The sequence below is a fragment of the Mycobacterium sp. UM_11 genome (genome assembly GCF_001414075.1).
Classification (GTDB): domain Bacteria; phylum Actinomycetota; class Actinomycetes; order Mycobacteriales; family Mycobacteriaceae; genus Mycobacterium.
Genome location: NZ_LATC01000022.1, coordinates 1 through 26,765, shown reverse-complemented (window position 1 = coordinate 26,765; position 26,765 = coordinate 1). Strand labels below are relative to the sequence as shown.

The 26,765-nt window shown below is 69.7% G+C and carries 27 protein-coding genes; 10 read left to right on the top strand and 17 right to left on the bottom strand.

Going from position 1 to position 26,765, the window contains the following annotated elements; all coding sequences use genetic code 11:
- Positions 1-13: 13 nt before the first annotated feature.
- Positions 14-994 carry a YihY/virulence factor BrkB family protein gene (locus WU80_RS08195; protein ID WP_055401653.1) on the top strand — a complete coding sequence of 327 codons (981 nt, stop codon included), beginning with the start codon at positions 14-16 and terminating at the stop codon, positions 992-994.
- Between the two features lie 9 nt (positions 995-1,003).
- On the opposite strand, the gene WU80_RS08190 is transcribed toward WU80_RS08195, so the two are convergent.
- Positions 1,004-1,243: a DUF3039 domain-containing protein gene (locus WU80_RS08190; RefSeq protein WP_055401655.1), complete on the bottom strand. Its 240-nt coding sequence runs from the start codon at positions 1,241-1,243 to the stop codon at positions 1,004-1,006.
- Between the two features lie 96 nt (positions 1,244-1,339).
- On the opposite strand from WU80_RS08190, the gene WU80_RS08185 reads away from it, so the two are divergent.
- From WU80_RS08185 to WU80_RS08175, 3 genes are all read left to right on the top strand, one after another.
- Positions 1,340-1,738, top strand: coding sequence for a DUF3099 domain-containing protein (locus tag WU80_RS08185; protein ID WP_055401657.1), 399 nt, complete (start codon positions 1,340-1,342; stop codon positions 1,736-1,738).
- 123 nt (positions 1,739-1,861) lie between these two features.
- Positions 1,862-2,851 carry a sigma-70 family RNA polymerase sigma factor SigB gene (sigB, locus tag WU80_RS08180; RefSeq protein ID WP_082459793.1) on the top strand — a complete coding sequence of 330 codons (990 nt, stop codon included), beginning with the start codon at positions 1,862-1,864 and terminating at the stop codon, positions 2,849-2,851.
- 186 nt (positions 2,852-3,037) lie between these two features.
- Entirely contained in the window at positions 3,038-3,727 is a 690-nt protein-coding gene (locus tag WU80_RS08175) for a metal-dependent transcriptional regulator (RefSeq protein WP_055401662.1), read from the top strand.
- On the opposite strand, the gene WU80_RS08170 is transcribed toward WU80_RS08175, so the two are convergent.
- On the bottom strand, positions 3,724-4,782 hold the full coding sequence (locus WU80_RS08170; protein WP_055401709.1) for a DUF4192 domain-containing protein: 1,059 nt from the start codon (positions 4,780-4,782) through the stop codon (positions 3,724-3,726). The genes WU80_RS08175 and WU80_RS08170 overlap by 4 nt on opposite strands.
- A gap of 112 nt (positions 4,783-4,894) precedes the next feature.
- On the opposite strand from WU80_RS08170, the gene sthA reads away from it, so the two are divergent.
- A complete protein-coding gene (gene sthA, locus WU80_RS08165; protein ID WP_055401664.1) occupies positions 4,895-6,310 on the top strand; it encodes a Si-specific NAD(P)(+) transhydrogenase in 1,416 nt (471 codons plus the stop codon).
- Here sthA and WU80_RS08160 read toward each other — a convergent pair.
- A complete protein-coding gene (locus WU80_RS08160) occupies positions 6,307-7,146 on the bottom strand; it encodes a serine protease (RefSeq protein ID WP_055401666.1) in 840 nt (279 codons plus the stop codon). The two genes, sthA and WU80_RS08160, sit on opposite strands and share 4 nt — an antisense overlap.
- A gap of 188 nt (positions 7,147-7,334) precedes the next feature.
- Between WU80_RS08160 and WU80_RS08155 the strand changes: the two genes are divergently transcribed.
- The 3 genes from WU80_RS08155 to WU80_RS08145 are packed head-to-tail and all read left to right on the top strand — an operon-like array spanning position 7,335 to position 10,095.
- A complete protein-coding gene (locus WU80_RS08155; protein WP_055401668.1) occupies positions 7,335-8,291 on the top strand; it encodes a proteasome assembly chaperone family protein in 957 nt (318 codons plus the stop codon).
- Positions 8,292-8,330: 39 nt separating this feature from the next.
- Entirely contained in the window at positions 8,331-9,362 is a 1,032-nt protein-coding gene (locus tag WU80_RS08150; RefSeq protein ID WP_055401670.1) for an alpha/beta fold hydrolase, read from the top strand.
- A 46-nt stretch (positions 9,363-9,408) separates the two neighbouring features.
- The gene (locus WU80_RS08145) at positions 9,409-10,095 is read left to right on the top strand and encodes a PhzF family phenazine biosynthesis protein (RefSeq protein ID WP_055401672.1); all 687 of its coding nucleotides are present in this window, start codon (positions 9,409-9,411) and stop codon (positions 10,093-10,095) included.
- A 13-nt stretch (positions 10,096-10,108) separates the two neighbouring features.
- Here the strand turns inward: WU80_RS08145 and WU80_RS08140 are convergent, their stop codons facing one another.
- The 3 genes from WU80_RS08140 to WU80_RS08130 are packed head-to-tail and all read right to left on the bottom strand — an operon-like array spanning position 10,109 to position 11,656.
- On the bottom strand, positions 10,109-10,594 hold the full coding sequence (locus tag WU80_RS08140; protein WP_055401674.1) for a peroxynitrite isomerase: 486 nt from the start codon (positions 10,592-10,594) through the stop codon (positions 10,109-10,111).
- A gap of 42 nt (positions 10,595-10,636) precedes the next feature.
- Positions 10,637-11,101 (bottom strand): transcriptional regulator NrdR, encoded by a 465-nt coding sequence (gene nrdR, locus WU80_RS08135; protein WP_055401676.1) that lies wholly within the window; start codon positions 11,099-11,101, stop codon positions 10,637-10,639.
- Positions 11,102-11,161: 60 nt separating this feature from the next.
- Positions 11,162-11,656, bottom strand: coding sequence for a LysM peptidoglycan-binding domain-containing protein (locus tag WU80_RS08130; protein ID WP_055401678.1), 495 nt, complete (start codon positions 11,654-11,656; stop codon positions 11,162-11,164).
- Between the two features lie 291 nt (positions 11,657-11,947).
- Here WU80_RS08130 and lexA point away from each other — a divergent pair, with 291 nt between their 5' ends.
- Positions 11,948-12,646: a transcriptional repressor LexA gene (gene lexA / locus WU80_RS08125; RefSeq protein WP_055401680.1), complete on the top strand. Its 699-nt coding sequence runs from the start codon at positions 11,948-11,950 to the stop codon at positions 12,644-12,646.
- A 13-nt stretch (positions 12,647-12,659) separates the two neighbouring features.
- Here lexA and WU80_RS08120 read toward each other — a convergent pair whose 3' ends face one another.
- From WU80_RS08120 to WU80_RS08090, 7 genes are all read right to left on the bottom strand, one after another.
- On the bottom strand, positions 12,660-14,927 hold the full coding sequence (locus WU80_RS08120; RefSeq protein ID WP_055401682.1) for an LGFP repeat-containing protein: 2,268 nt from the start codon (positions 14,925-14,927) through the stop codon (positions 12,660-12,662).
- Positions 14,928-15,350: 423 nt separating this feature from the next.
- Positions 15,351-16,511 carry an acyl-CoA dehydrogenase family protein gene (locus WU80_RS08115; RefSeq protein ID WP_055401684.1) on the bottom strand — a complete coding sequence of 387 codons (1,161 nt, stop codon included), beginning with the start codon at positions 16,509-16,511 and terminating at the stop codon, positions 15,351-15,353.
- 95 nt (positions 16,512-16,606) lie between these two features.
- The gene (gene hflX / locus WU80_RS08110; protein WP_055401686.1) at positions 16,607-18,034 is read right to left on the bottom strand and encodes a GTPase HflX; all 1,428 of its coding nucleotides are present in this window, start codon (positions 18,032-18,034) and stop codon (positions 16,607-16,609) included.
- Between the two features lie 46 nt (positions 18,035-18,080).
- Positions 18,081-18,953 (bottom strand): diaminopimelate epimerase, encoded by an 873-nt coding sequence (gene dapF, locus WU80_RS08105; protein ID WP_055401688.1) that lies wholly within the window; start codon positions 18,951-18,953, stop codon positions 18,081-18,083.
- Positions 18,954-18,957: 4 nt separating this feature from the next.
- Positions 18,958-19,881, bottom strand: coding sequence for a tRNA (adenosine(37)-N6)-dimethylallyltransferase MiaA (gene miaA / locus WU80_RS08100; protein ID WP_055401711.1), 924 nt, complete (start codon positions 19,879-19,881; stop codon positions 18,958-18,960).
- Positions 19,882-19,888: 7 nt separating this feature from the next.
- Positions 19,889-20,578 (bottom strand): hypothetical protein, encoded by a 690-nt coding sequence (locus tag WU80_RS08095; RefSeq protein ID WP_055401690.1) that lies wholly within the window; start codon positions 20,576-20,578, stop codon positions 19,889-19,891.
- 34 nt (positions 20,579-20,612) lie between these two features.
- A complete protein-coding gene (locus WU80_RS08090) occupies positions 20,613-21,548 on the bottom strand; it encodes a DMT family transporter (RefSeq protein WP_055401692.1) in 936 nt (311 codons plus the stop codon).
- Positions 21,549-21,982: 434 nt separating this feature from the next.
- Between WU80_RS08090 and WU80_RS08085 the strand changes: the two genes are divergently transcribed.
- Entirely contained in the window at positions 21,983-23,341 is a 1,359-nt protein-coding gene (locus WU80_RS08085; RefSeq protein ID WP_055401695.1) for a DUF349 domain-containing protein, read from the top strand.
- Here WU80_RS08085 and WU80_RS08080 read toward each other — a convergent pair.
- The 4 genes from WU80_RS08080 to recA form a co-directional block, all read right to left on the bottom strand.
- Positions 23,338-23,937: a hypothetical protein gene (locus WU80_RS08080; protein WP_055401697.1), complete on the bottom strand. Its 600-nt coding sequence runs from the start codon at positions 23,935-23,937 to the stop codon at positions 23,338-23,340. The two genes, WU80_RS08085 and WU80_RS08080, sit on opposite strands and share 4 nt — an antisense overlap.
- The gene (gene miaB / locus WU80_RS08075; RefSeq protein WP_255353601.1) at positions 23,934-25,433 is read right to left on the bottom strand and encodes a tRNA (N6-isopentenyl adenosine(37)-C2)-methylthiotransferase MiaB; all 1,500 of its coding nucleotides are present in this window, start codon (positions 25,431-25,433) and stop codon (positions 23,934-23,936) included. Before miaB ends, WU80_RS08080 begins: the two co-directional genes overlap by 4 nt.
- A 52-nt stretch (positions 25,434-25,485) precedes the next feature.
- Positions 25,486-26,007, bottom strand: a complete 522-nt coding sequence (gene recX / locus WU80_RS08070; protein ID WP_055401701.1) for a recombination regulator RecX — start codon at positions 26,005-26,007, stop codon at positions 25,486-25,488.
- A partial coding sequence (recA, locus tag WU80_RS08065; RefSeq protein WP_055405745.1) for a recombinase RecA occupies positions 25,973-26,765 on the bottom strand: 793 nt, incomplete at its 5' end. The genes recX and recA, both read right to left, overlap by 35 nt.

Genomic DNA, 26,765 nt, shown 5'->3' with positions numbered 1-26,765 from the left:
ATGCTGGACGGGTATGAGCGATCAAATCGCAAAACCGTCCCGCCATCACATCTGGCGACTCACTCTGAGGACCATCTCCAAAAGTTGGGATGACTCCATCTTTTCCGAGTCGGCGCAGGCGGGTTTCTGGTCGGCGCTGTCGCTCCCCCCATTGCTGTTGGGGATCCTGGGCAGCCTGGCCTACGTGGCGCCGCTGTTCGGCCCGGACACGATGATGTCGATCGAGAAGAGCATCATCTCCGCGATCCGCAGCTTCTTCTCGCCCAGCGTCGTCAACGAGATCATCGAGCCGACCATCCGGGACGTCACCGCCAACGCCCGTGGCGAGGTCGTGTCGGTCGGGTTCCTCATCTCGATGTGGGCCGGATCGTCGGCGATCTCGGCCTACGTCGACGCCGTCGTGGAGGCGCACGACCAGACCCCGCTGCGGCATCCCGTGCGGCAGCGGCTGTTCGCCCTGTTCCTGTACGTGGTGATGCTGGTTTTCGTGGTGTGCGCGGCGCCGGTGTTGGTGGTGGGTCCGCGCAAGGTGAGCGAGCACATCCCGGACAGCCTGGAAAACGTCCTGCGCTACGGCTACTACCCGGCACTCATCCTCGGCCTGCTGGTCGGGGTGGTGATCCTGTACAGGGTGGCGCTGCCCGAACCCCTGCCGACGCATCGCCTGATCTTCGGGGCCGTGCTCGCCACGGCCGTGTTCCTGATCGCCACGCTGGGCCTGCGGGTCTACCTGCGGTGGATCACCAGCACCGGCTACACCTACGGCGCGCTGGCCACCCCAATAGCGTTCCTGCTGTTCGCGTTCTTCGGCGGATTCGCCGTGATGCTGGGCGCCGAGCTGAACGCCGCGATCCAGGAGGAGTTCCCGGCGCCCAAGACGCACGCGCACCGGCTGCGCAAGTGGCTGGAACACCGCGTGCCCGTGCTGAAGCGGTCAATGGTTTCGGAGCCGGAGCCGGAGCCGGAGCCGGCGCCCGACAGCGCGACGCTGTGAGGGCCGGGCCTAGTCCTTCTTCATCCGGTCGTAGATCTGCTTGCAGTCCGGGCACACCGGTGAGCCGGGCTTGGCCGCCTTGGTGACGGGAAAGACCTCGCCGCACAGGGCCACCACGTGGCTGCCCATGACCGCGCTCTCGGCGATCTTGTCCTTCTTGACGTAGTGGAAGTACTTCGGCGTATCGCTGCCGGTCCCGTCGTCGACGCGTTCGTCGGTCTCGGTGCGTTCGATCGTCTGGGTCTGCATACCTGACATTGTGCCCCGTGACTCGCTCCTGCCGGAATTCCTCGGGTGTGGGACAGTGGAAAACGAGGCGCAGAAAGAAAAGAGGCGCGGGGAGATATGAAGCGCTCTGAGTTGGGTTTCGACGACGATGGCAGGCCAGTCCTCATCACCGGCGCGGCCCAGTCCTACGAGGAGCAGCACCGCGCGCGGGTGCGTAAATACCTGACGCTGATGGCGTTCCGCATTCCGGCGCTGATCCTGGCCGCCGTCGCCTACGGCGCCTGGCACAACGGTCTGATCTCGCTGGCGATCGTCGCGGTGTCGGTGCCGTTGCCGTGGATGGCGGTGCTGATCGCCAACGACCGGCCGCCCCGCCGCTCCGAGGAGCCCCGGCGGTTCGACGACGCCCACCGGCGCACCCCGCTGTTCCCGACGGCCGAGCGCCCGGCGCTCGAGCCGCGCCGCCAGCCGCAACCGGACTGGCCCCCGGGCCCCGGCGGCGACGCCTTTCCGTAGCCGAGAAGGGTGTCCCCCCGACTTCTCAGGACATTCTCAGGTCGGCGGCACATTTCTGCACGTCAAGACGTGTGAGATGGCAAGGGGCTGGGAACTCTCAGGGCTGATCTGTCGTTGAACTCAATGACAGTACAAGCCGAACGGGAGGTCGCTATGGCGAACGCCAGCACGAGCAGATTTGACGGCGATCTGGATGCTCAGAGCCCGGCCGCGGACCTCGTGCGCGTATATCTCAACGGCATCGGTAAGACGGCGCTGTTGAACGCCGCGGGCGAAGTGGAACTTGCCAAGCGCATCGAGGCCGGGCTGTATGCCGAGCATCTGCTCGAAACCCGTAAGCGGCTGGGCGAGAACCGTCGACGCGACCTGGAGGCCGTCGTGCGCGACGGCGCGGCGGCGCGGCGTCACCTGCTCGAAGCGAACCTGCGCCTGGTGGTGTCGCTGGCCAAGCGCTACACGGGTCGCGGGATGCCGCTGCTGGACCTGATCCAGGAGGGCAACCTGGGGCTGATCCGCGCGATGGAAAAGTTCGACTACACAAAGGGTTTCAAGTTCTCCACGTACGCGACGTGGTGGATTCGTCAGGCCATCACCCGCGGCATGGCCGACCAGAGCCGCACCATCCGGCTGCCCGTGCACCTGGTCGAGCAGGTCAACAAGCTGGCCCGGATCAAGCGGGAGATGCATCAGAACCTGGGTCGGGAGGCCACCGACGAGGAGCTGGCCGCCGAGTCCGGCATTCCGGTCGAGAAGATCAACGACCTGCTCGAGCACAGCCGCGACCCGGTGAGCCTGGACATGCCGGTCGGCTCCGAAGAGGAAGCGCCGCTGGGCGATTTCATCGAGGACGCCGAGGCGATGTCGGCCGAGAACGCGGTGATCGCCGAGCTGCTGCACACCGACATCCGCAGCGTGCTGGCCACTCTCGACGAGCGCGAGCATCAGGTGATCCGGCTGCGCTTCGGCCTCGACGACGGTCAGCCACGCACCCTCGACCAGATCGGCAAGCTGTTCGGGCTGTCGCGTGAGCGGGTCCGGCAGATCGAGCGGGACGTGATGTCCAAACTCCGCCACGGCGAGCGCGCCGACCGGCTACGGTCGTACGCAAGCTGAGGCCGCAACGTAAGAGATCGCGGCGACCCGCGGCGCCCGGCTCCCGCCGCGCCTGCGATCGCCGCCCGAGCTAGGTAGCAGACGGTATGCCCGCCGCACACGCGGCGGGCATACTGCTTGTCGGGGAAGCGTTACACCCATTCGCGCAGCTGGCCAAGTAGACTCGGCGTCGATGGAGGGTGCTGAATGAACGACCTGGTTGACACCACCGAGATGTACTTGCGGACCATCTACGACCTCGAAGAAGAGGGCGTGACGCCGCTGCGTGCCCGCATCGCCGAACGCCTCGAGCAGAGCGGGCCGACCGTCAGCCAGACCGTATCCCGCATGGAGCGCGACGGGCTGCTCCACGTCGCCGGCGACCGCCACCTCGAGCTCACCGACAAGGGCCGGGCGCTGGCCATCGCCGTCATGCGCAAGCACCGGCTGGCCGAACGATTGCTCGTCGACGTCATCGGGGTGCCCTGGGAGGAAGTGCACGCCGAGGCGTGCCGCTGGGAGCACGTGATGAGCGAGGACGTCGAACGGCGGCTGGTGAAGGTGCTCAACCACCCGACCACCTCCCCCTTCGGCAACCCGATCCCGGGGCTGTTGGACCTGGGCGTGGGCCCCGACTCCGGTGCCGACGACGCCAACCTGGTCCGGCTGACCGAGTTGCCGCCCGGCTCGCCGGTGGCCGTCGTCGTCCGCCAACTGACCGAGCACGTGCAGGGCGACATCGACCTGATCACCCGCCTCAAGGACGCCGGCGTCGTCCCCAACGCCCGGGTCACCGTCGAGACCGGTCCCGCCGGGGTCACCATCGTCATCCCCGGCCACGAGAACGTCACCCTGCCGCACGAGATGGCGCACGCGGTCAAGGTCGAGAAGGTCTAGCACGCGCGGCGGCCGAACGGCCGCCGCGGGGGTAACCGCACACCCAGCTGTTTGGCCAGCCGATAGCCGGTGAGCGCCAATTCGCGGATGTCCTCCGGCCGCAGCCCCGACTGCAACGCCGTGTCCAGCATCCCTGCCATCCGATGCTCCGGCTCGCAACGCAGCGCGGCCTCCAGCGACACCCCGGCCAGCGGACCGTCGCCGCGGGCGTAGGCGCTGAACGCCAGCAGGACCAGGGCCTCGACCCGCCAGGGCGGGGGCAGGGTGCGCGCCAGCAGCGCCCACAACGACTCGGCCGCGCCGGCGCTCTCGCCGACCGCCAGGGCGTAGAAGATGTCGCGCACCTGCGCGTCGCCCAGCGCGCAGCTCAGCTTCGCGAGCTGCCCCCGGGACAGTGCCTGGCCGGCGGCCACCCGCGAGGCGGCCGCCATGGCCTGCTTGACGTCGGCGCGCGCGCAGCGGGCCGGGTCCGCGAGATGGGCCGCCCGGCGCCTGCCCTCCTGCCGGTCGATGGCGCCGGCCAAGGCGGCGCTGCGCGCCGTGTCCTGCACCGCGATCACCGCCTGCAGGTCGGCGCGCCGCGCGTAGAGCCGCCTGCCGTCGAGCACCGCGGCGGCCGCCAGTGGCGAGGCCGACGGATCGTCGACGAGGCCGCTCGCGCCGCAGTTGTCCACGCAGTGCCAGCGCCCCCCGGCCGCGACCCGGTCCACCACGTGGGTGGCCCACAGCTCGATATCGTTGTCCGACAACGACTTTGCCAGGTTTTCGGACAGCTGCCGGTATTCCTCGGTGCAGCAGGGACAGTCCGCCCCGTCCGCGTCGACGATCACCGCGATGGCGCCGTCGGGCCGGGCGGCGGCGGCGACCTGGGCCAGGTGTCCCACCCGGGCTGCGAGTTCATCGGAGAGGTCGACCCGCAGCACGGCTCCCAGCTCGCCACGGTCCAAAGACACCAGGACCAATGAATTTTCGGGAACGAAGCCGAGAACGGCCGGCAGTGCGGCGATGAGTGCGCCGGGTCGGTTGAGCTTGAAGTCGGGTCGATGCGTCGTCATGGGGACCACGCTGGTGGCCCGCACCGTCAGCCGGTGCTCGCGGGAACCGGTCGGATCCCGGGCCTGTGAATGAACCCAGCACTGTGAGTTGTGCTGATCTACTGTTGTTCGCATGGGTTCGGCGCAAGAGTACGACATGGTGGTCATCGGTTCGGGGCCCGGCGGGCAGAAGGCCGCCATCGCCTCGGCCAAGCTCGGCAAGTCGGTCGCGGTCGTCGAACGCGGCCAGATGCTCGGCGGCGTGTGCGTCCAAACCGGCACCATCCCGTCAAAGACGTTGCGCGAGGCCGTGCTTTACCTCACCGGGATGAGCCAGCGCGAACTGTACGGCGCGAGCTACCGGGTCAAGGAGAAGATCACGCCGGCCGACCTGCTGGCCCGCACCCAGCACGTGATCGGCAAGGAAGTCGACGTGGTGCGCAACCAGCTGATGCGCAACCGCATCGACCTGTTGCTGGGCCACGGGCGGTTCCTCGACCCGCACACCATCGAGGTCGAAGACCCGTCCCGCCGCGAAAAGCTAACGGTCACCGGCGAACACATCGTCATCGCCACCGGCACCCGGCCGGCGCGACCGTCGGGTGTCGAGTTCGACGAGGAGCGGGTGCTGGACTCCGACGGGATCCTCGACCTCAAGTCGCTGCCCACCTCGATGGTGGTGGTCGGCGCCGGGGTGATCGGCATCGAATACGCCTCGATGTTCGCGGCGCTGGGCACCAAGGTCACCGTCGTGGAGAAGCGCAGCGACATGCTGGACTTCTGCGACCCCGAGGTCGTGGAGGCCCTGAAATTCCACCTGCGCGACCTCGCGGTGACGTTCCGGTTCGGTGAGGAGGTGACCGCGGTCGACGTCGGCTCGGCTGGCACGGTCACCACCTTGGCCAGCGGCAAGCAGATCCCCGCCGAGACGGTGATGTACTCCGCCGGGCGGCAGGGCCAGACCGACCACCTCGACCTGCACAACGCCGAACTGGAGGCCGACAACCGCGGCCGGATCTTCGTCGACGACTTCTTCCAGACCAAGGTGCCGCACATCTACGCCGTCGGCGACGTGATCGGCTTCCCCGCGCTGGCCGCGACGTCCATGGAGCAGGGCCGGCTGGCCGCCTACCACGCCTTCGGGGAGCCGACCGACGGCATCACCGAACTGCAGCCGATCGGCATCTACTCCATCCCCGAGGTGTCCTACGTGGGGGCCACCGAGGTCGAGCTGACGAAGAACGCGATCCCCTACGAGGTCGGGGTGGCCCGGTACCGGGAACTGGCCCGCGGCCAGATCGCCGGCGACTCCTACGGCATGCTCAAGCTGCTGGTGTCCACCGACGACCTCAAGCTGCTGGGCGTGCACATCTTCGGGACCAGTGCCACCGAGATGGTGCACATAGGGCAGGCCGTCATGGGCTGCGGCGGCACGGTCGAATACCTGGTGGACGCCGTGTTCAACTACCCCACTTTTTCCGAGGCCTACAAGGTGGCCGCGCTCGACGTGATGAACAAGGTGCGCGCGCTCAACCAGTTCCGCAGCTAACAGCTGTCGTCGAGCTGGCCGGTGAGCGGGTCGCCGGGGCCGCCCGCCTCGGCGCGGGCCAGCAACTGCGCGGTCTGGGCGTCGAACGGCGCCGAATACGACACGTTCGCGGCGCAACCGCCGCGTTCGAAACCACCGATCACCCCGGTGAGCATGGTGCCGCTGACCCAGGGCGCGCCGCTGGTGCCGTCGACCAGCCCCTCGCACGGGAACGACGGGAACCCGCCCTCGGTCAACGACGTGCTGGCCTGACACCCGATCGGCGCGCCACCCACGCCGGCCGGATAGCCCATCACGGTGACGTGGCTGCCGGGCGGCGGCGTTTTGCCCAGGGTCAGCGCCAGGCCGGCGCGCGACTCCACCGAGCCCCCGGCGTCGTTGCTGAGCCGCGCGATCGCATAGTCGGCGTTGGGATCCTTGCTGGCCGACCAGCGGGGGTCGAGGTAGACCGCGTCGGCCTTCCACACGTCGGCCGGGGCGGGCGGCGCGTCGCCGGCGAACCCCGGCACGAAGGTGATCTGCGAGGCCCCGGCCAGGCAGTGCGCCGCGGTCATCATCAGGTTCCCGCCCGTCGAATGCACCACCGAACCCGTGCAGACGTGCAGCGGCCCGCCGTCGATGAAAATGGCGCCGACGCGCTTGTCCGGGTCCACCGGCGCCGCCACCGCCTTTTGCTTCGGCTGACCCATGTGCTGCACCGGTGTGCTGCTGCGCGCGGGGGACGGCGACGGGACCAGCGCACGGTCGCCGGGCGGCCGCTTGCACGACGTCACCGACGTCGCCACGGCGACCACCAGGCACAGCATCACGGTCGGTACGCGCATCGGTTTCATCATGCCTGACGCCCGCTCAGCGGGCCGACTCCCACGCGTCGCGCGCCTGCCCGCTCGTCCGGCCGACGTCGAAAGATGTTCGCCTCCGGATGAAACGCGAACTTCACACCGCTGTTTGATATTGGTGCCCCGTGATTCGGGGGACACTGGTAGGGCACGCTGGCGACACCCCCGACAGGAGGCGAGCGGTGATGGCTGACGAACAGGACCCGCAGGGACAGGCCGGGATGTACGAACTGGAGCTGCCGGCGCCGCAGTTGTCGACGTCGGACGGCCGGGGCCCGGTGCTGGTGCACGCGCTGGAGGGGTTCTCGGACGCCGGGCACGCCATCCGGCTGGCGTCGTCGCACCTGAAGGCGGCGCTGGACACCGAGCTCGTCGCGTCGTTTGCCATCGACGAGCTGCTGGACTACCGCTCGCGGCGCCCGCTGATGACCTTCAAGACCGATCACTTCACCAACTACGACGAGCCGGAACTGAGCCTGTACGCGCTGCGCGACACCATCGGCACCCCGTTCCTGCTGCTCGCCGGCATGGAACCGGATCTGAAGTGGGAGCGCTTCATCACCGCCGTGCGCTTGCTGGCCGAACGGCTGAATGTGCGTCAGACCATCGGCCTGGGCACCGTCCCGATGGCGGTACCGCACACGCGGCCCATCACGATGACCGCGCACTCCAACAAGCCCGAGCTGATCGCCGAGTTCACGCCGTGGATCTCCGAGATCCAGGTCCCCGGCAGCGCGTCCAACCTGCTGGAATACCGGATGGCCCAACACGGTCACGAGGTCGTCGGCTACACCGTGCACGTGCCGCACTACCTGACGCAGACCGACTACCCGGCCGCCGCCGAGGCCTTGCTCGAGCAGGTGGCCAAGATCGCGTCGCTCGAGTTGCCGCTGACGGCGTTGACCGAAGCAGCGGCGGTGATCCGGACCAAGATCGACGAGCAGGTCGAGGCGAGCGCGGAGGTTGCCCAAGTGGTGACGGCGCTCGAGCGCCAGTACGATGCCTTCATCGACGCTCAGGAGAACAGGTCGTTACTAACTCGCGACGAGGACCTGCCTAGCGGAGACGAGCTTGGTGCAGAGTTCGAGCGATTCCTCGCCCAGCAGGCGGAGAAGAAGCGCGACGACGACGACCAGGTCTGACCTTTTCACGGCCCTAGGCCCGACACCAAGGTTGGCGACATGACCGAGCGGAAGCGCAAGAGCACTCTCCGCCCGGTGCGTGAGGTCACCGCGCCCCGGCTGGAATTCCGCACCATCCACGGCTACAAGCGGGCCTACCGCATCGCCGGTGACGGGCCGGCGATCCTGTTGGTGCACGGCATCGGTGACAACTCCACCACCTGGAACACCGTGCAGGCCAAGCTCGCTCAGCGGTTCACGGTCATCGCCCCGGACCTGCTCGGCCACGGGCGATCCGACAAACCGCGCGCCGACTACTCCGTCGCCGCCTACGCGAACGGGATGCGTGACCTGCTCAGCGTCCTCGACATCGAGCGGGTGACGGTCGTCGGGCATTCGCTGGGGGGCGGCGTGGCCATGCAATTCGCCTACCAGTTCCCGCATTTGGTCGACCGGCTCATTCTGGTCGCCGCGGGTGGTGTCACCAAGGACGTGAACGTCGCGCTCCGGCTCGCGTCGCTGCCGATGGGCAGCGAGGCGCTGGCCCTGCTGCGGCTCCCCCTCGTACTGCCCGCCGTGCAGCTGGCCGGGCGAATAGCGGGCCTGGCGATCGGCTCGACCGGCCTGGGCCGCGACCTGCCCAACGTCTTGCGGATCCTCGACGATCTGCCGGAGCCGACCGCCTCGGCGGCCTTCAGCCGGACCCTGCGGGCGGTGGTCGACTGGCGCGGGCAGATCGTCACCATGCTCGACCGATGCTATTTGACCGAGGCCATCCCGGTGCAGATCGTCTGGGGCACCAAGGATGTGGTCGTCCCGGTCCGACACGCCTGGATGGCACACGCCGCGATGCCCGGCTCCCGCCTGGAGATCTTTCAAGGCTCCGGACACTTCCCGTTCCACGACGACCCGGCCCGCTTCATCGACGTGGTCGAACGCTTCATCGACACCACCGCGCCCGCCGAATACGATCAGGCCGCCCTGCGCGCGCTGCTCCGCAGCGGCGGCGGTGAGAAGGCCGTCAGCGGCCCCGCGCCCACGCGCGTCGCCGTGCTGAACGCGATGGGTTCCGACGAACGCAGCGCCACCTGAACCACCTTGCTCGATGCGGCCCCGCCGGGGGTCGTACAGTCGGGCCATGGCTATCGACGTCACAGTGTTGCGGGTGTTCACCGACGCGGAGGGCAATTTCGGCAATCCGCTCGGCGTAGTGGATGCCGCTCAGGTCCAGCCCGCCGACCGGCAACGGCTGGCCACCCAATTGGGCTACAGCGAAACGGTTTTCGTCGACCTGCCCGCCGCCGGTTCCACCACCGCGCACGCCACCATCTACACGCCGCTGGTCCAGATCGCATTCGCCGGGCACCCCATCGTCGGCGCGTCGTGGTGGCTGCGGGAGAACGGCACGCCGATCAACACGCTGCACGTGCCGGCCGGTCTCGTGCAGGTGAGCTACGCCGGCGACCGCACGCGCGTCAGCGCGCGCTCGGATTGGGCGCCCGAGGTCGCCCTGCACGAATTCGGTTCAGCCGACGAGCTTCTCGCCGCCGACCCGGGCGATTTCCCCGACGACACGGCGCACTACCTGTGGGCCTGGACCGACCGGGAAGCCGGAGCCCTGCGCTCCCGCGGCTTTTTCGCGAACCTCGGTGTGCCGGAAGACGAAGCGACCGGCTCGGCTGCGATGCGGATCACCGACTACCTCAGCCGCGACCTGCACGTGACCCAGGGCAGGGGGTCGGTCATCGAGACGACGTGGAACGCCGAGGGCTGGGTCGGGGTGGCCGGACGCGTCGTCAATGACGGTGTGAGGCAACTGGATTGACCGCAGGCCGCGCTCAGGCCTGCCGGCGCAGCGCCGCGCTGAGGTGATGCTGCAGGGGCTGCCCGACAGCGCCCATCCGCACCGAATACGACAGCTCGTCGCCGTCAACGCGGATGGTGCGGCCCAGCGCGGTCACCTCTTTGGCGGTGGGCGTGAGTCCGACGTCCGTTGTGGACAGCTCGATTTCGATGACACCGTCGCTGACCGTCAAGGTGCCCACCTCGATTTCGGTGATGCCGCTCGGGTGGGCGAGCACCAGTTCGACCTGACCGGGCTGCGGCGCGCGCAGGTATCCGACCTCGGCGTGCAACGGCTTGCCGTCGGCCACCGCCTTGGTCCTTTGGGCGTACGCCAGAAAGGGCTTGCCGACGTGGGAGAACACGACCTCTTCGAGGTAGTCGAAGGGCTGGATCGTCGGATACTCGCCCGAGCCCTGGCCCGCCCACGTCCCCAGGAGCGGTGCGAGGGCAGCGATATCGGGATGCAAGTCGGGGGGCATGAAACTGAGACTAGCCCGGCGACGACGCAGCCCGCCGTGCCGTCAGGTCGGCGTCGTCACCTGGCGGTGTTCGCGCAGCGCCTGGATCTCACGCTCGAAGTCGTCCGCCGACTCAAAGGAGCGATACACCGACGCGAACCGCAGGTAGGCCACCTCATCGAGGTCGCGCAGCGGGCCGAGGATGGCCAGGCCGACCTCGTGGCTGGCGACCTCGGGGGAACCCGCGGCACGCACCGTGTCCTCGACCTGCTGGGCCAGCAGGTTCAGCGCGTCGTCGTCCACCTGGCGGCCCTGGCAGGCCCGGCGGACACCGCTGATCACCTTCTCCCTGCTGAAGGGTTCGGTGACTCCGCTGCGTTTGACCACGGCGAGCACCGCCGTCTCCACGGTGGTGAAACGCCGCCCGCACTCGGGGCACGATCGGCGGCGCCGAATGGCCTGCCCCTCATCGGTTTCCCTCGAATCGATCACCCGGGAATCGGGATGGCGACAGAACGGGCAATGCATGACCGCTCCTTCGCCGTGCCGACATCCAGGTACCGCAGCACTTCGAGCGTACTCGCGCCGTTAGCCGACCGGGGCGATCAGGGTCTGGCCGGCCACCAGGGCCGGCGAGTTCATGTCGTTGAGTTCGCGGATGCGGTCGGCGACTTGGCGCGCCGGCGCGTCGGGTGCCACCCGGTGGGCGACGTCCTGCAGCGACTCCCCCGCCTCGACGCGGACGACGGCCAGCCGGTCCGGGACGTGAGCGGCCGAGCTGCCCGAGTCGCCGTTTAGCACCTGGCCGACGTTGCCGACGAGGCCCAGCCACAGGGTGATGGCGCCGGCGGCCAGCGCGAGCCAAATGGTGGTCGTCACCGTGACGGGCCGCTTGCGGTGCGGCGCGCCGGACATCGCGACCCCGGTGCCGTGATAGCGGGTGGGCGCGCCGGCCGGGCGCGTCGGGCCGGGCCTACGGGAGCGGGCCAGGCCCTCCCGGCCGTAGCGAAGCCCCTGAACCGGTCCGTTGACCGGACGCCGAGGGTTGCTGGTACGCGGCGCCAGCGTGTGGATGGTTGTCATCTGCGTTCCTCCGGTCAACTATTCTTCGCTCAGCTGTTCGACTGTATCGCTCGTGTGTTCGAAATCCGAACATGTGAGCGAAGCGTGTCGCACGAGTCGAACGCTAGACCACCCCACCGACAAGTCCGTGGGCGCTAGAGCTGACATGCGGCTGAAATACCCGATCCGTCGAAGAGTTACACCTTTGTGATTCAAGACATCAGACGTCGTTTTGGCGGAGTCGGTAGGATCCCGACACGCTAGTCGAACACATGTTTGATTCTTGGGCCCGGTGGGGTTACATTCAGTGCCATGAGCGACAGCAACGACACCTCATCGGCGGGCACGGACGGTCGGCTGCACGCCGTGGATTCGACGCTGACCGAACGGCAGCGCACCATCTTGAACGTCATTCGCGCGTCGGTCACCAGCCGCGGTTACCCGCCGAGCATCCGGGAGATCGGCGACGCCGTCGGCCTGACGTCGACGTCTTCGGTGGCCCATCAGCTGCGCACCCTCGAGCGCAAGGGCTACCTGCGCCGCGATCCGAACCGTCCCCGGGCGGTCGACGTCCGCGGCGCCGACGACGAGATGGCGGCGCCGGCCACGGAAGTCGCCGGTTCGGACGCCCTTCCGGAGCCGACGTTCGTTCCCGTCCTGGGCCGCATCGCGGCCGGCGGGCCCATCCTCGCCGAGGAAGCCGTCGAGGACGTCTTTCCGTTGCCGCGCGAGCTGGTCGGCGAGGGGACGCTGTTCTTGCTCAAGGTCGTCGGGGACTCGATGGTCGAGGCGGCCATCTGCGACGGCGACTGGGTGGTGGTCCGGCAGCAGAACGTCGCCGACAACGGCGACATCGTGGCGGCCATGCTCGACGGGGAGGCCACCGTCAAGACGTTCAAGCGTGCGGGCGGTCAGGTGTGGCTGATGCCGCACAACCCGGCGTTCGATCCCATTCCCGGCAATGACGCGACCGTGCTCGGCAAGGTCGTCACGGTGATCCGCAAGGTATAGCCGGCGGCCGGGGTCAGTCCGCCTTGTGGAAGCCGTTGGCCTGCGCCACTTCTTCGCTGGACAACCAGAGTTCGGCGAGCGTGTCGTGGTAGAGCTCGCTGCCCGGCGTGTAGTACAGCCCGAAGCGGGCGCTCGCCTTGATCGGGTAGCCCTCGGGCACCTGGTAGGGGTCCTCGAGCGGTAGGTGGATCGTGGGGCGCCCGGCCGGACCGGCCCCGGCTCCGCTGTCCTCGTCCTCCGCGGCCGCGTGCCGCCCGCCGCGCTGTTCGGCCGCCGGGGCCGCGGGCACGGCGTCGGCCTCGACATCTTCCACGGCATCTTCCACGGCATCGCCAACGTCCGCCGGGACGTGCGGTACGGCGACGTCCGGGTACTCGGCCTCGGGGGCGCCGGCCTCGGGGACGCCGGGCTCGAATTCGGTGTCCGGGGGCGTGTGTGGCACGGCGACGTCGAGGTATTCGGCCTCGACGTAGTCATCGTCGGCCCGGACGGGCTCCGGGTAGGCGGGCTCGGGCAGGTCGTCGACGTACTCGGCTTCGACGTAATCGGACTCGGCGTAGTCGGCTTGCGCGTAGCCGGGTTCGGCGTGATCCGGTTCGGCATAGTCGGATTCGGCGTATTCGGACTCGGGGTAGCCGGAATCGGGGTAACCGGGTTCGGCCTCGGCGTAATCGGATTCGGCCTCGGGGTAGCCGGCCTCCGCCAACGTGGCCGGCGAGACGGCGGCGAAGGAGTCGGTGTCCACCGCGTCGGGATCCTCGTCGGCCCGGTAGGAATCCTCGTCCGCACCGCCCCGGCGCCAGCTCACCCGGCCGCCGCCCTCGGCATCGGCCGCTTCCGGCTGGCGGGCGAAGTGGTCGGTGGCGACTTCGTCGCGTCCCCAGTGTTGGTCGCCCGCGGCGTCGTAACCGGCATCGAGGTCGCGGTGGGGCTCGTAGCCGACGTCCGCGCGGGCGGCGCGGCGCCGGCGCCAGCCGAGGGCCAGCAATCCCGCCAGGACGATCAGCACGAGCACCGGAATGGCGGCCAGCAGCCACCACCACTGCCAGGTGAACTTCTTGGCGTGGCTGGGCATCGCCGAGTTGCTCGGCTGGTTCTGCCCCGAGACCTGCAGGCCGGACAGCAGCGGCGCCAGATTGGCCGGGTCGGTGCTGAACGTGTTCTTCGCCCGGTTCCACGAGACCTTGCCGCCGGTGAACTGCTGGGAGACGACGTCGCCGTCGACGGCCTGGTCGCCGACGGGCGCGCCCAGCTTGCCGGTCGGCCCGCGAAGCTTGTCCCACGCCGCCTTCATGGCGCCGCGCACCACGAACGCGCCGTGCTCGGACGTCCAGAAGATCACCGGCTTGTCGGCACCGGAGAAGGGGACGACGCGGCTGGACGGGATGCCGCCGTCGGATTCGTTGGCGGTGGGGAAACCCAAATCGCTGCCGGCCGGCCCGCCCAGCGCGTCGTATTTGGCCAGGATGTTGCTCTCGATGGCGTTCGCGCCGGTGGCGGGGCTGAAGTACACCTTCCCGTTGGCGAAGTCCTGGACGATCCCGTCGCCGCCGATCGGGTACTGCGCGCCCTTCTTGACCCCCAGCATCCCATTCGGTCCGCCGGCGGCGCGCCACGCCATGTTGATGGCCGCGGTGGGATCGATCGCCACCTGCAGGCCCTTCAACTGGTCGGCCAACGCCGGCGGTTCGGTGGTGAACTGCTTCGTCTGCCTGTTCCACGAGACCTGACCGCCGCTGAACTTCTGCGCGGACACCTCGCCGTTGTACGTCTCATCGCCGACCGGGACCCCGAGCACGCCGCCGGAACTGCCGAGCTTGTCCCAGGCGGCGTTGATCGCGCCGCGCACCACGAACGCGCCGTGGTCGGGCGTCCAGAAGATCACCGGCTTGTCACTCGCCGAGAAGGTCGCCACCCGGCTGTCGGGTCCGGCGAGGCCGGGCACCTCATTGATGGCGGGGAAGCCCAAGTCGCTGCCGGCGGGGCCGCCCAGCATCTCGTATTTGTCCAGGATCGGACCGTAGACGAATTTGGCGCCCGTCGCCGGGGTGAAAAACATCTTGCCGCCGTCGAAATTCAGCTCGAAACCGTCACCGGCGGGGTACACATCGCCCTTGCGGGGGCCCAGGGGCGAACCGTCGCCGCCCGCCTTCTCCCACGCGGCCATCATGGCGGCCTCGGCGTCGCCGATCGGAGACGCCGCCGCCGGTGAGGCCAGCAAGCCGAGGGCCAGTGCCGTGGCGGCCAAGCTGACCAGCGCGCTCACGATCAGCCCGCGCATGTGACCTCTCTGCCCGTTCACCAAGCCTCCCAGCCGACGGCTGCGCCCCGACCTGCGGCCATGCCCGTGCCTGCACAGCCGGCGAGCGGGCCGTCGCACGACCGCGGGGACGCGGCCCCGTTCCGATCCGCGTTATCGCCGCGCTCGGACAACTTTGCTCCCGCCGACGAACAATGCGAAGTCAAATCACGAATATTACAAAAACGGATACCACGCCGATGTCGAAATGATGCCGAGCCACGCTCAAATCCCAATACGGCACAGCCTCGGCGGTGCGCCATTACGCCGCCGACGAACCCAAAACGCATGGGGCGACGGTACGTGAAGCCATTAACTGGTCAACGATCCACCCGAACAAACGGACCCGGCCCGCGCAGCGGTTTGCCGTCGAGGTCCGAATTGGCCGTTTCCGCTGACTAAGTGCTAGACCCCGAGGCTGCGGCCGATGATCTCTTTCATGATCTCGGTCGTGCCGCCGTAGATGGTCTGCACCCGCGCGTCCAGATAGGCACGGGCGACGGAGTATTCGCGCATGTAGCCGTACCCGCCGTGCAATTGCAGGCAACGGTCGATCAGGTGCACCTGCTTTTCGGTCGAGTACCACTTGGCCATCGCCGCTTGTTCCGCGGTCAGCTTCTTGTCCAGGTGCAACCGGATGAACTCGTCGACCATGATGCGCACGACGGTGGCCTCGGTCGCGAGCTCGGCAAGCACGAAGCGGCTGTTCTGGAAACTGCCGATCGGCTTGCCAAAAGCCTTGCGCTCCTTGGTGTATTGCAGCGTGTGCTCGAGCACCTGCTCCATGGCCGCGGCCGCCATGATGGCGATCGAGATGCGCTCCTGCGGCAGGTTCTGCATCAGGTAGATGAACCCCATGCCCTCCTGCCCCAGCAGGTTCTCGGCGGGAACCTTGACGTCAGTGAACGACAACTCGGCGGTGTCCTGCGCGTCCAGCCCGATCTTGTCCAGGTGCCGGCCGCGTTCAAAGCCCTCCATGCCGCGTTCCACCACGAGCAACGAAAAGCCCTGCGCCCCTTTGTCGGGATCGGTCTGCGCCACCACGATCACCAGGTCGGCGTTGATTCCGTTGGTGATGAACGTCTTTGCGCCGTTGAGCACGTAATGGTCGCCCTGCTTGACGGCGCGTGTCTTGATGCCCTGCAAGTCGCTGCCGGTGCCGGGCTCGGTCATCGCGATCGCCGTGATGAGTTCGCCGGTGCAGAATTTCGGCAGCCAGCGCTGCTTCTGCTCCTCGGTGGCCAGGGCCAGCAGGTAGGGCGCGACGATGTCGTTGTGCAGGCCGAAGCCGATCCCGCTGTAGCGACCGGCGGTGGTCTCCTCGGTGATGATCGTGTTGTACCGGAAGTCGGGGTTGCCGCCGCCGCCGTACTCCTCGGGCACGGCCATGCCCAGGAAGCCCTGCTTGCCGGCCTCCAGCCACACGCCGCGGTCGACGATCTTCGCCTTCTCCCATTCGTCGTGATGGGGCGCGACGTGACGGTCGAGGAAGCCCCGGTAGGACTCGCGGAACAGGTCGTGTTCCGGCTCGAAAAGAGTGCGCTGGTACTTGACGGCACTGCCCATGTGGATGACCTCCGGCGACTGGAAACTCTGCCGCCCAACATATACCAACCAGACGGTTGGTCGGCAGCGGCCCGGGGCCCGGTCACCCCGGTAGGTCAGTCGGCCGAGAACTCCTGCAGGCGGCCGGCCAGCGCCACCGGAACCCGGGCCTTGATCCGGGTGCCGTCGGGGCTGTGCTCCTCTTCCTGCACCCGCCCGTCGGCGTGCAGCCGGGCCACCAGGTCACCGCGGTGATACGGGATCACCACGTCCACGGCCGTGTCGGCGGGGACGGCCAGCTCGCCCATCCGGCGCCGCAGCGCGGCGATGCCCTCACCCGTCCTGGCCGAGACGAAGACGGCGCCGGGCAGCGCGTGCCGAAGCTCGGCAAGCGTGAGGCCGCTCGCGGCGTCGACCTTGTTCACCACCAACAACTCGGGCGGCGGGTCGCCGTGATGGTCGGCGATGACGTCGGAGATCACCTCTCGAACCGCGTTGATCTGGGCCAGCGGGTTGGCGTCGGAGCCGTCCACCACGTGCAGCAGCAGGTCGGCGTCGACGACCTCCTCCAGCGTGGAGCGGAACGCCTCGACCAGTTGCGTGGGCAGGTGGCGGACGAACCCGACGGTGTCGGTGAGCACCAGCGGGCGACCGTCGTCGAATTCGGCGCGTCGCGTGGTGGGCTCCAGCGTGGCGAACAGCGCGTCCTGCACCAGCACACCCGCCCCGGTCAGCGCGTTGAGCAGGCTCGACTTGCCGGCGTTGGTATAGCCGACGATGGCGATCGACGGCACCTCGCTGCGCAGGCGGCGGCTGCGCTGGGTGTCGCGAACCTGCTTCATGTCCTTGATTTCGCGGCGCAGCTTCGCCATGCGTTCGCGAATGCGGCGGCGGTCGGTCTCGATCTTGGTTTCACCGGGACCGCGCAGGCCCACGCCGCCCCCGCTGCCACCGGCGCGGCCACCGGCCTGCCGGGACATCGACTCACCCCAGCCGCGCAGCCGCGGCAGCATGTACTCCATCTGCGCCAGCGACACCTGGGCCTTGCCTTCCCGGCTGGTGGCGTGCTGGGCGAAGATGTCCAGGATCAGCGCGGTGCGGTCGATGACCTTGACCTTCACCGCCTTTTCCAGTGCGGTCAGCTGCGCCGGGGACAGCTCACCGTCACAGATCACGGTGTCGGCGCCGGTCGCCAGCACGACCTCGCGCAACTCCTGGGCCTTGCCCGAGCCGATGTAGGTCGACGGGTCGGGCTTGTCGCGGCGCTGGATGAGACCCTCGAGCACCTGGGAGCCGGCGGTCTCCGCGAGGGCGGCCAACTCGGCCATGCTGGCCTCGCTGTCGGCGGCGGTGCCGTCGGTCCACACGCCGACCAGGACGACGCGCTCCAGCCGAAGCTGGCGGTACTCGACCTCGGAGACGTCGGTGAGTTCCGTGGACAGGCCGGCGACGCGGCGCAGCGCCGACCGTTCTTCCAGGGCGAGCTCGCCGGTGCTTGGCTCCTCAACTGCGGGAGCGAAATTGAGCGATTCAGGATGTGTCATAGGCAATACAAGATGATGCACGGCGAATCGGCGCCGCGCACTCGAATTAACGCTCCTGCGCGTCCCACCATTCCCCGCTGACCTCCCCGTGCGCAACCAATACCGACGGCCCCCGCAGGTAGCTGGTGGCGTCGGTGACGGTGACGACGACCTCGCCGCCGGGCACCCGCACCGTCAGCGTGCCGGTGGCCGCCCCGCCGGCCGCCAGCGCGGCCACGGTGGCCGCGACCGTGCCGGTGCCGCAGGAGCGGGTCTCGCCCACGCCCCGCTCGTGTACCCGCATCCGCACCGCGCCATCCGTCGGCGCGGTGAGAACTTCGACGTTGACCCCCTCCGGGAACTGGGCGTGGTCGAAGTCCACCGGGGCCGCCACGTCGAGGCGGGCCAGCTCCTCGGCGGTCAGGCCGGGGTCCACGCACGCCAGGTGGGGATTGCCGACGTCGACGGCCAGGCCGGAGAACCGGCGGCCGCCCACCACGGCGCTTCCGCCGCCGAGCGTGTTGGCCTTGCCCATGTCGACGGTGATGTCGGCGTGGGTCGCGTCGGCACCGTGCACCGTGATCGGTCGGGCGCCGGCCGGCGATCCGACGACGAACTCGTCGCGGGCCTCCATGCCGCTGGCGCGCAGGTAATGGGCGAACACCCGGACGCCGTTGCCGCACATCTGGGCGATGGAACCGTCGGCGTTGCGGTAGTCCATGTACCAGTCGGCCGGGGCCACGCCGTCGGGCAGCCGGTCGAGCACGCCGGCCGACAGGGCGGCGCCCGCGGTGGTGACCCGAAGCACGCCGTCGGCGCCCAATCCGCGCCGCCGGTCGCACAGGGCGGTGACCCGGGCGGGGGTGAGATCGAGCGTGGCCTGCGCGTCCGGGAGCAGCACGAAGTCGTTCTCCGTACCGTGGCCCTTCGCGAATCTCACGTGCTCAGGATACGTGGCCCCAGGCCCGCAGGGCCCCGTCGACGAGCGTGGCCGGGTCCGCCGCGTCCAGCCAGGTCACCCGGTGGTCGCGGCGGAACCACGACCGCTGCCGCCGCACGTAGCGCCGGGTGCCGACGTAGGTCAGTTCTCGCGCGTCGCGCAGTCGGTCGGCGCCGCCGCCGGCGTCGAGCGCCGCGATCACCTGCGCGTAGCCCAGGGCCCGCGACGCCGTCACCCCGTCGCGCAGACCCGCGTCCAGCAGCGCGACCACCTCGCCGACCAGGCCCCGGTCGAACATGTCGTCGGTGCGCCGGGCCAGCCGCTCGTCGAGGACCGTTGTCTCGCAATCGAGGCCGACAATCGCGGTGCCCCATCTCGGGGAACCGATGCGGGGTGCGGACGCGGCGAACGGCCGGCCGGTCAGCTCGATTACCTCGAGCGCGCGCACGGTCCGCCGCGCGTCGGTGGGCAGGATGGCCGCGGCCGCGGCCGGGTCGCGGCGCGCCAGCTCGGCGTGCAATCCGCCCACCCCCACCTCGGCCAGCCGCTGTTCCCAGCGCGCCCGCACGGCGGGATCGGTGGCCGGGAACGACCACCCGTCGAGCAGGGATTGCACGTAGAGCATGGACCCGCCCACGATGATGGGCACCGCGCCGCGGGCCGCGATCGCCTCGATGTCCGCGGCGGCGGCGCTCTGGTAGCGGGCGACGGTCGCGGTCTCGGTGACGTCGAGGACGTCGAGCTGGTGGTGCGGGATGCCGCGGCGCTGGTCGGCGGGCAACTTCGCGGTGCCGATGTCCATCCCGCGATACAGCTGCATCGCGTCGGCGTTGACGATTTCGGCGCCAGGGTCGAGCCGTTCGGCCACGTCGAGCGCCAGCTGCGACTTGCCGGTGCCGGTGGGGCCGATGATCGCCAGTGGTCGCACGGCCACCTCAGGGCTGCCAGGCGCCCGCGAAGTAGCCGACGCCGTAGGGCGCACCGCGGTACAGCTCCTTTGCCGACCGCGGCCCGGGCTCGGCCAGGCCCGCGAGCACCTGAAAGGCCACGCGCCCGAGGATCTGTCGCGGCAGCCGCGTCAGAGCGGCGATGTCGCCGGTTGCCAGCGCGTCGTCGAGGGCCAGCTGCGCGTCGGCGTTGGCCGGGTCGTAGCCGCCGGGGGCGGCCGGTGTCAGGGTGTTCGCGCCGTCGGCCACCACCAGCACCCCGATGGGTTCCGGCGCCCGGTCGATCTCGGCGCGCAGGTCGCGGCCGCGCGCCAGCGCGGTGCCCGCGTCAAGACCGGCGGGGTAGATCCGCGCCTCCGCGGTCGCGTCGGGCCGGACCCGGCCCCGGACCCAGCCGGCCAGCAACGCGCACACGGGCAACTCGGCAGGCGGTTCGGGGTGGGCCCGCGGGGAAAGCCGAACCCCGACGTCCGCGCCGAAGCCCGCGAACGTCCCGGCCGTGTCGGGACCCCACAGTTGGTCACGCTCGCCGGTCCCGACGACGGCCCAGCGCGCGGGCAGGAAGGCGGCCGCCGCCAGCACCGCGGCCGCCAGGTCGGTCACCTCCGCGGCGGCCGCTCCGGCGAGCTCGGGCACGAGCAGCGGGGTCGACGGAACGATCGCGATGCCGCTGAGCACGCCACCAAACTAACGTTTCGCCGTCGCGAGGCGGTCAGGCCTCGGCCGGCGCCGCCAAGACCGGATCGTTAAAAGGGTCGGCCAGGCTCCCGTCGTCTCGCCCGACCTCGGCGACCATGGTGGCGGCCTCGCCGCGGGCCAGCATGACGGTGGCGACGATCACCATCGCGATCGCGGCGACCAGAAGTACGGCCTTCGGCCCGTCGGCGTTCAGGGTTTCGTCGAGCACAAAGATGCCGAGCAAACCGGCGACGACGGGCTTGGCCACCGTCATCGTCGGCATGGACGCCGTCAGCGCGCCGGCGCGGAACGCCGACTGCTGGAAGATCATCCCGGTCAGCGCCAGCAGCAGCCATGGCACGAACTCGGGCGAGGTCACGACGGCCAGTGCGCCGTCCTCGCCCAGCTCGACGATGCCCTTGGTGAGCACCGCGAACAACGCGAGCGCCGAGCCCGCCACCACCGCGAGCAGCGCGGCCGCGATCGGGCTGCCCTTCCAGATCCGCGCGGCGACCACGCACGCCACCAGCAGCGGCACCATGACCGCGGCCACGATGGCCCACGTCTCGACCGAGGCGCGCTGGTTCCCGGAGGCCGGGTCGCCGACGATGATGACCACCGCCAACGCGCCGGCCAACACGATCGCCCACACCCACTCAAAGCGGGTCACCGGGCGCTTGGTCAGGCGCGCGTAGATCGGCAGGGCGAACAGCAGGGCGGTGACCTGCAGCGCGGTCACCAGCACCACCGAGCCCCAGGCGAGGGCCCCGGCCTGCAGGCTGTAGTTGACGATGGCCGCCAGGCCTCCCAGCCACCAACGGGTGTCCCGCAGCGACATCCGGAACAGCTCGAGGTGGCCGACCTCCTTGTCGGTGATCTCCTGTGCCGAGCGCTGACGGATCACGTCGCCGATCGCGGATGCCAACGCCGCGCACAACGCGATCAACGCAGCGACGTCAACTTTCGACATGAGCGGACCCCTCACCTCATGATTGCCCCGACCAGCTTTCCCTGGGGCCCCCGGAAATACACGCAAAATTTGCGATCAGTTCAGCAACAACTGTATGACGTTGCCCACGCTGCTGCTCGCCGACAAAATCATCCTTCAGTTGATACGCGATCAACCTATGCAACGGCTGTGGGCAACCTTCGGTTCAGCCCCGGGGGCGGCCGCCCGTTTCCTCGTCCGGGCCGGATACGGATCACAGACACCCGATGCGTCCGCGCCGAGGCATCTTGCGCGGGATCGTCAGGGTGGCGGCGCGTGGGCCGCCAAGCTGCTTGAATACTGTTGAGCAGCTGTTGGGAGGGCCGAGCCGGCGTACCGACGGGTGCAGCAGACGGTGCCGCTACGCGCGGCAGGTGCGCGGAATCTCGACCGCGCGAAGGGTAGGTGACGAGCGCATGACGACAGACGAACCCCGCGGCGGAGACCCGGCTGGGCCGGTGCCCCAACCGGTTTCGCGCCCGGTGCCCCGCCCGGGACCGCGTCCCGGTCCCCGACCGTCGAGCGCCCCGCGACCCACCGCCCACCCGGTGCCGGCGCCCCCGCGCAGCAATCCGCACCAGTTCGGGCGCGTCGACGACGACGGCACGGTCTGGCTGATCACCGCCGGCGGAGAGCGCATCGTCGGCTCGTGGCAGGCCGGTGACCGGGAAGCCGCTTTCGCCCACTTCGGCCGCCGCTTCGACGACCTCAGCACCGAGGTCACGCTGATGGAGGAGCGGCTCGCGGCGGGAACCGGTGACGCCCGCAAGATCAAAGCCCACGCCTCCGAACTGGCCGAATCGTTGCCGACCGCGGCCGTGCTGGGCGACCTGGACGCGCTGGCCGGCCGGCTGAGCAGCGTCGTCGAGCAGGCCGAGGCCGCCGTCGCCGAGGAGCGTTCGCGCCGCGACGAGCTTCGCGCCACCCAGACCGCGCGCAAGGAGGCGCTGGCCGCCGAGGCCGAGGAGTTGGCCGCCAACTCGACGCAGTGGAAGGCCGCCGGCGACCGGCTGCGGGCCATCCTCGACGAGTGGAAGACCATCAGCGGCCTGGATCGCAAGGTCGATGACGCGCTGTGGAAGCGCTATTCGGCGGCCCGGGAGGCCTTCAACCGCCGCCGCGGCTCCCATTTCGCCGAGCTGGACCGGGAACGCATGGGCGTGCGCCAGGCCAAGGAGCGGCTGTGCGAACGCGCCGAGGAGTTGTCCGATTCGACGGACTGGACCGCCACCAGCGCCGAGTTCCGCAAGCTGCTCACGGAGTGGAAGGCGGCCGGGCGCGCGGCCCGGGACGTCGACGACGCCCTGTGGCGGCGGTTCAAGGCGGCCCAGGACGTGTTCTTCACGGCCCGCAACGCGGCGACGGCGGAGAAGGACGCCGAGTTGCGGGCCAACGCCACCGCCAAGGAGGCGCTGCTGGCCGAGGCGGAAAAGATCGACACCAGCAACCACGACACGGCCCGGGCGGCGCTGCGCTCGATCGCCGAGAAGTGGGACGCGATCGGCAAGGTGCCGCGGGAACGGTCCGCCGAATTGGAACGCCGGCTGCGGGCGGTCGAGAAGAAGGTGCGCGACGCGGGCGAGGCCGATTGGTCGGATCCGCAGGCGCAGGCGCGCGCCGAGCAGTTCCGCGTTCGCGCCGAACAGTACGAGCAGCAGGCGCAGAAGGCCGAGGCGGCCGGCCGCACCAAGGAGGCCGAAGAGGCCAAGGCGAACGCCGAACAGTGGCGGCAGTGGGCGCAGGCGGCCGCGGAGGCGTTGACCCGTAAGCCCTAGGCGTCGGGGTCCGGGGGCGCCGGCTTGACCGTGTCGTCGTCCAGGCTGTCGAGCAGCGTCCTCGACTGTTGCTGCGCCGCGACCCGGCGCCGCTGCTCTTCGGCGGCGAGCTGCACGATGGTGCGCGACCACACCACCCGCGCCCATTGGTAGGTCAGCGCCAGGACGACGATCCAGGCCGCGATCAGGCCGACCCCGGGACCGGGATGGCCGGCGGCCACCGTCTGGCGCGACCAGATGGCCAGCAGCCCCGCGGCGCCGGCGAGGGCGGATCCCGCCAGCGCGGTCCAGGCCAGCGCCCAGCGCCGCGTGACCAGCGCCAGCATCGAGAACCCGACGCCGAACACCAGGGCCAGCCAGGCGAATACGCGCGACGGCAGCGCCACCGCGGCCGCGCCGGCCCCGTGGCTACTGAACAACACGTCCCAGCCGCGGACGGCGCCGGTGTGCGGCAGGATGAACGACCCCAGCAGCACGAAGACCAGGATCGCCACCACGAAACCGCGTGGGCCCGGGTCGAATCCGCGCGCCACCCGGCGCTCGGCGGCCTCGATCTCGGTTCGCAGGGCGTTGAGGTCCGGGTGTTCTTCGTTCATCGGGCACATCCCATTGGTTCTATCGGTTCGGCGGGGTCGGCGGGCGGTCCGACGGCGGGCATGCCCAGGCCGATCCCGCGCGGGCGCTGGCCCGCGGCGTGTGCGTCGCCCGCGCGGGTGCGGCGGTGGCTGAGGACGCCGGCGTCGGCGATCAGGTGGTGCGGGGCGGCCTGGGTGATCACCGCCGTGACGACGTCGCCGGGTCGCACCGTGTCCTCGGCGCTGAAGTGCACCAGGCGGCCGTCGCGGGCTCGGCCGGTCATCCGCGCCGTGCGGCTGTCCTTGCGCCCCTCGCCGGCGGCGACCAGCAATTCCACGGTCTGGCCGACCAGTGCGAGATTGCCCTCCAGCGAGATCTGCTCCTGCAGCTCGACCAGGCGCCCGTAGCGTTCCTGCACAACGGCTTTCGGCAGCTGCCCGTCGAGTTCGGCGGCCGGGGTGCCGGGCCGCTTGGAGTACTGGAAGGTGAAGGCGGCCGCGAACCGGGCCTGCCGCACCACGTCCAGCGTGGCGGCGAAGTCCTCTTCCGTCTCACCGGGGAAGCCGACGATCAGGTCGGTGGTGATGGCGGCGTGCGGCATGGCCGCGCGCACGCGGTCGATGATGCCGAGGTACCGCTCGGCGCGGTAGGAGCGCCGCATCGCGCGCAGCACCCGGTCGGAACCCGACTGCAGCGGCATGTGCAGTGCGGGGCAGACATTGGGCGTCTGCGCCATCGCCTCGATGACGTCGTCGGTGAATTCGGCCGGATGCGGGGAAGTGAACCGCACCCGCTCCAGCCCGTCTACGTCCCCACACGCCCGCAGCAGCCGCGCGAACGCGCCGCGATCGCGGGGCAGCGCCGGGTCGGCGAATGACACGCCGTAGGCGTTGACGTTCTGGCCCAACAGCGTGACTTCGAGCACGCCGTCGTCCACCAGCGCCCGCACCTCGGCCAGGACGTCCGCCGGGCTGCGGTCGACCTCCTTGCCGCGCAGCGACGGGACGATGCAGAACGTGCAGCTGTTGTTACACCCGACCGAGACGGAAACCCAAGCGGCGTAGGCGGATTCGCGGGCACTCGGCAGCGAGGACGGAAACTCCTGCAGCGACTCGGCGATCTCCACCTGGGCGGCCCGGTTGTGCCGGGCCCGTTCGAGCAGCGTCGGCAGGGACCCGATGTTGTGCGTGCCGAAGACGACGTCGACCCACGGCGCCTTGCGCAGCAGGGCGTGCCGGTCCTTCTGGGCCAGGCACCCACCGACCGCGATCTGCATCTCGGGATTGCCGCGCTTGCGCGGGGCCAGGTGGCTGAGGTTGCCGTACAGCTTGTTGTCGGCGTTCTCGCGCACGGCGCACGTGTTGAAGACGACCACGTCGGCGTCGGCCCCATCGGGCGCCCGCTGGTAACCGGCCGCTTCCAGCAGCCCCGCCAACCGCTCGGAATCGTGGACGTTCATCTGGCAGCCGTAGGTGCGCACCTGGTAGGTGCGCGCGGGAGCCAGCGTCGAAGTCACGGGGCCATGGTACGGCGAGCGCTCGGCACGCGAGAAACCGCACGTCACCGGCCTAGACTCGGCGGCGCTCCCGTTCGGCGGCCAGCTCGGCGAGGACGACCTCGCACGCCAGATTCTGGCTGTAGCCGCGCCGCGCCAGCATCCCGACCAGCCGGCGGGTCACCCGCGCGTCGTCACCGTCGAGCGCCTCGCGCCGCAGCTTGGTCCGCACCAACTGCTCGGCCCGGTCCCGTTCGGCGCCGGCGTCGATCTCCGACAGCGCCGCGGCGATGACCTCCCGGTCGACCCCCTTGGTGCGCAGCTCGGCGGCCAGCGCCCGCCTGCTTTTGCCGGCCGTCGCCCGGCGCGACCGCACCCACTGTTCGGCAAAGTCGGTGTCATCGACCAGGCCGACCGCGGCGAGCCGGTCGAGCACCGAGGCGCTGACGTCCTCGGGGTAGCCGCGCTTGGCCAGTTGGCCGTGCAGCTCGGACCGGGTGCGCGCTCTCGCGGTGAGCAGGCGCAGGCACAGCGTCCGCGCCTGCTCCTCGCGGGAGGGCTCAGAAATCGACGGGGGCGGGCAGGACGCTGTCATCGGACAAGCCATCGGTCACGACCGCGCCAATGCCGAGCTTTTCCTTGATCTTCTTCTCGATCTCGTTGGCGACCTCGTCGTTTTCCATCAGGAAGGTGCGAGCGTTCTCCTTGCCCTGGCCGAGCTGCTCGCCCTCGTAGGTGAACCAGGAGCCGGACTTGCGGATGAAGCCCTGCTCCACACCCATGTCGATCAGCGAGCCTTCCTTGCTGATCCCCTGGCCGTAGAGGATGTCGAACTCGGCCTGCTTGAAGGGCGGCGCCACCTTGTTCTTGACGATCTTGACCCGGGTGCGGTTGCCGACCGCGTTGGTGCCGTCCTTGAGCGTCTCGATCCGGCGCACGTCCATGCGCACCGACGCGTAGAACTTCAATGCCTTTCCACCGGTGGTGGTTTCGGGGCTGCCGAACATCACCCCGATCTTCTCGCGCAGCTGGTTGATGAAGATCGCGGTGGTGCCCGAATTGTTCAGCGCGCCAGTCATTTTCCGCAACGCCTGGCTCATCAGCCGGGCCTGCAGCCCGACGTGGCTGTCCCCCATCTCGCCCTCGAGCTCCGCGCGCGGCACCAGCGCCGCCACCGAGTCGATGACCAGGATGTCCAGGGCGCCGGAGCGGATCAGCATGTCGGCGATCTCGAGGGCCTGCTCCCCCGTGTCGGGCTGGCTGACCAGCAGGGAATCGGTGTCCACGCCGAGCTTCTTGGCGTACTCCGGGTCCAGGGCGTGCTCGGCGTCGATGAAGGCCGCGACGCCGCCC

What these genes read in the sequence shown, in the direction of transcription:
- WU80_RS08195 (WP_055401653.1), top strand. Translation starts at nt 14, where the DNA reads ATGAGCGATCAAATCGCAAAACCGTCCCGCCATCACATCTGGCGACTC.
- WU80_RS08190 (WP_055401655.1), bottom strand. Translation starts at nt 1,243, where the DNA reads ATGCAGACCCAGACGATCGAACGCACCGAGACCGACGAACGCGTCGAC.
- WU80_RS08185 (WP_055401657.1), top strand. Translation starts at nt 1,340, where the DNA reads ATGAAGCGCTCTGAGTTGGGTTTCGACGACGATGGCAGGCCAGTCCTC.
- sigB (WP_082459793.1), top strand. Translation starts at nt 1,862, where the DNA reads ATGACAGTACAAGCCGAACGGGAGGTCGCTATGGCGAACGCCAGCACG.
- WU80_RS08175 (WP_055401662.1), top strand. Translation starts at nt 3,038, where the DNA reads ATGAACGACCTGGTTGACACCACCGAGATGTACTTGCGGACCATCTAC.
- WU80_RS08170 (WP_055401709.1), bottom strand. Translation starts at nt 4,782, where the DNA reads ATGACGACGCATCGACCCGACTTCAAGCTCAACCGACCCGGCGCACTC.
- sthA (WP_055401664.1), top strand. Translation starts at nt 4,895, where the DNA reads ATGGGTTCGGCGCAAGAGTACGACATGGTGGTCATCGGTTCGGGGCCC.
- WU80_RS08160 (WP_055401666.1), bottom strand. Translation starts at nt 7,146, where the DNA reads ATGATGAAACCGATGCGCGTACCGACCGTGATGCTGTGCCTGGTGGTC.
- WU80_RS08155 (WP_055401668.1), top strand. Translation starts at nt 7,335, where the DNA reads ATGGCTGACGAACAGGACCCGCAGGGACAGGCCGGGATGTACGAACTG.
- WU80_RS08150 (WP_055401670.1), top strand. Translation starts at nt 8,331, where the DNA reads ATGACCGAGCGGAAGCGCAAGAGCACTCTCCGCCCGGTGCGTGAGGTC.
- WU80_RS08145 (WP_055401672.1), top strand. Translation starts at nt 9,409, where the DNA reads ATGGCTATCGACGTCACAGTGTTGCGGGTGTTCACCGACGCGGAGGGC.
- WU80_RS08140 (WP_055401674.1), bottom strand. Translation starts at nt 10,594, where the DNA reads ATGCCCCCCGACTTGCATCCCGATATCGCTGCCCTCGCACCGCTCCTG.
- nrdR (WP_055401676.1), bottom strand. Translation starts at nt 11,101, where the DNA reads ATGCATTGCCCGTTCTGTCGCCATCCCGATTCCCGGGTGATCGATTCG.
- WU80_RS08130 (WP_055401678.1), bottom strand. Translation starts at nt 11,656, where the DNA reads ATGACAACCATCCACACGCTGGCGCCGCGTACCAGCAACCCTCGGCGT.
- lexA (WP_055401680.1), top strand. Translation starts at nt 11,948, where the DNA reads ATGAGCGACAGCAACGACACCTCATCGGCGGGCACGGACGGTCGGCTG.
- WU80_RS08120 (WP_055401682.1), bottom strand. Translation starts at nt 14,927, where the DNA reads ATGCGCGGGCTGATCGTGAGCGCGCTGGTCAGCTTGGCCGCCACGGCA.
- WU80_RS08115 (WP_055401684.1), bottom strand. Translation starts at nt 16,511, where the DNA reads ATGGGCAGTGCCGTCAAGTACCAGCGCACTCTTTTCGAGCCGGAACAC.
- hflX (WP_055401686.1), bottom strand. Translation starts at nt 18,034, where the DNA reads ATGACACATCCTGAATCGCTCAATTTCGCTCCCGCAGTTGAGGAGCCA.
- WU80_RS08090 (WP_055401692.1), bottom strand. Translation starts at nt 21,548, where the DNA reads ATGTCGAAAGTTGACGTCGCTGCGTTGATCGCGTTGTGCGCGGCGTTG.
- WU80_RS08085 (WP_055401695.1), top strand. Translation starts at nt 21,983, where the DNA reads ATGACGACAGACGAACCCCGCGGCGGAGACCCGGCTGGGCCGGTGCCC.
- WU80_RS08080 (WP_055401697.1), bottom strand. Translation starts at nt 23,937, where the DNA reads ATGAACGAAGAACACCCGGACCTCAACGCCCTGCGAACCGAGATCGAG.
- recX (WP_055401701.1), bottom strand. Translation starts at nt 26,007, where the DNA reads ATGACAGCGTCCTGCCCGCCCCCGTCGATTTCTGAGCCCTCCCGCGAG.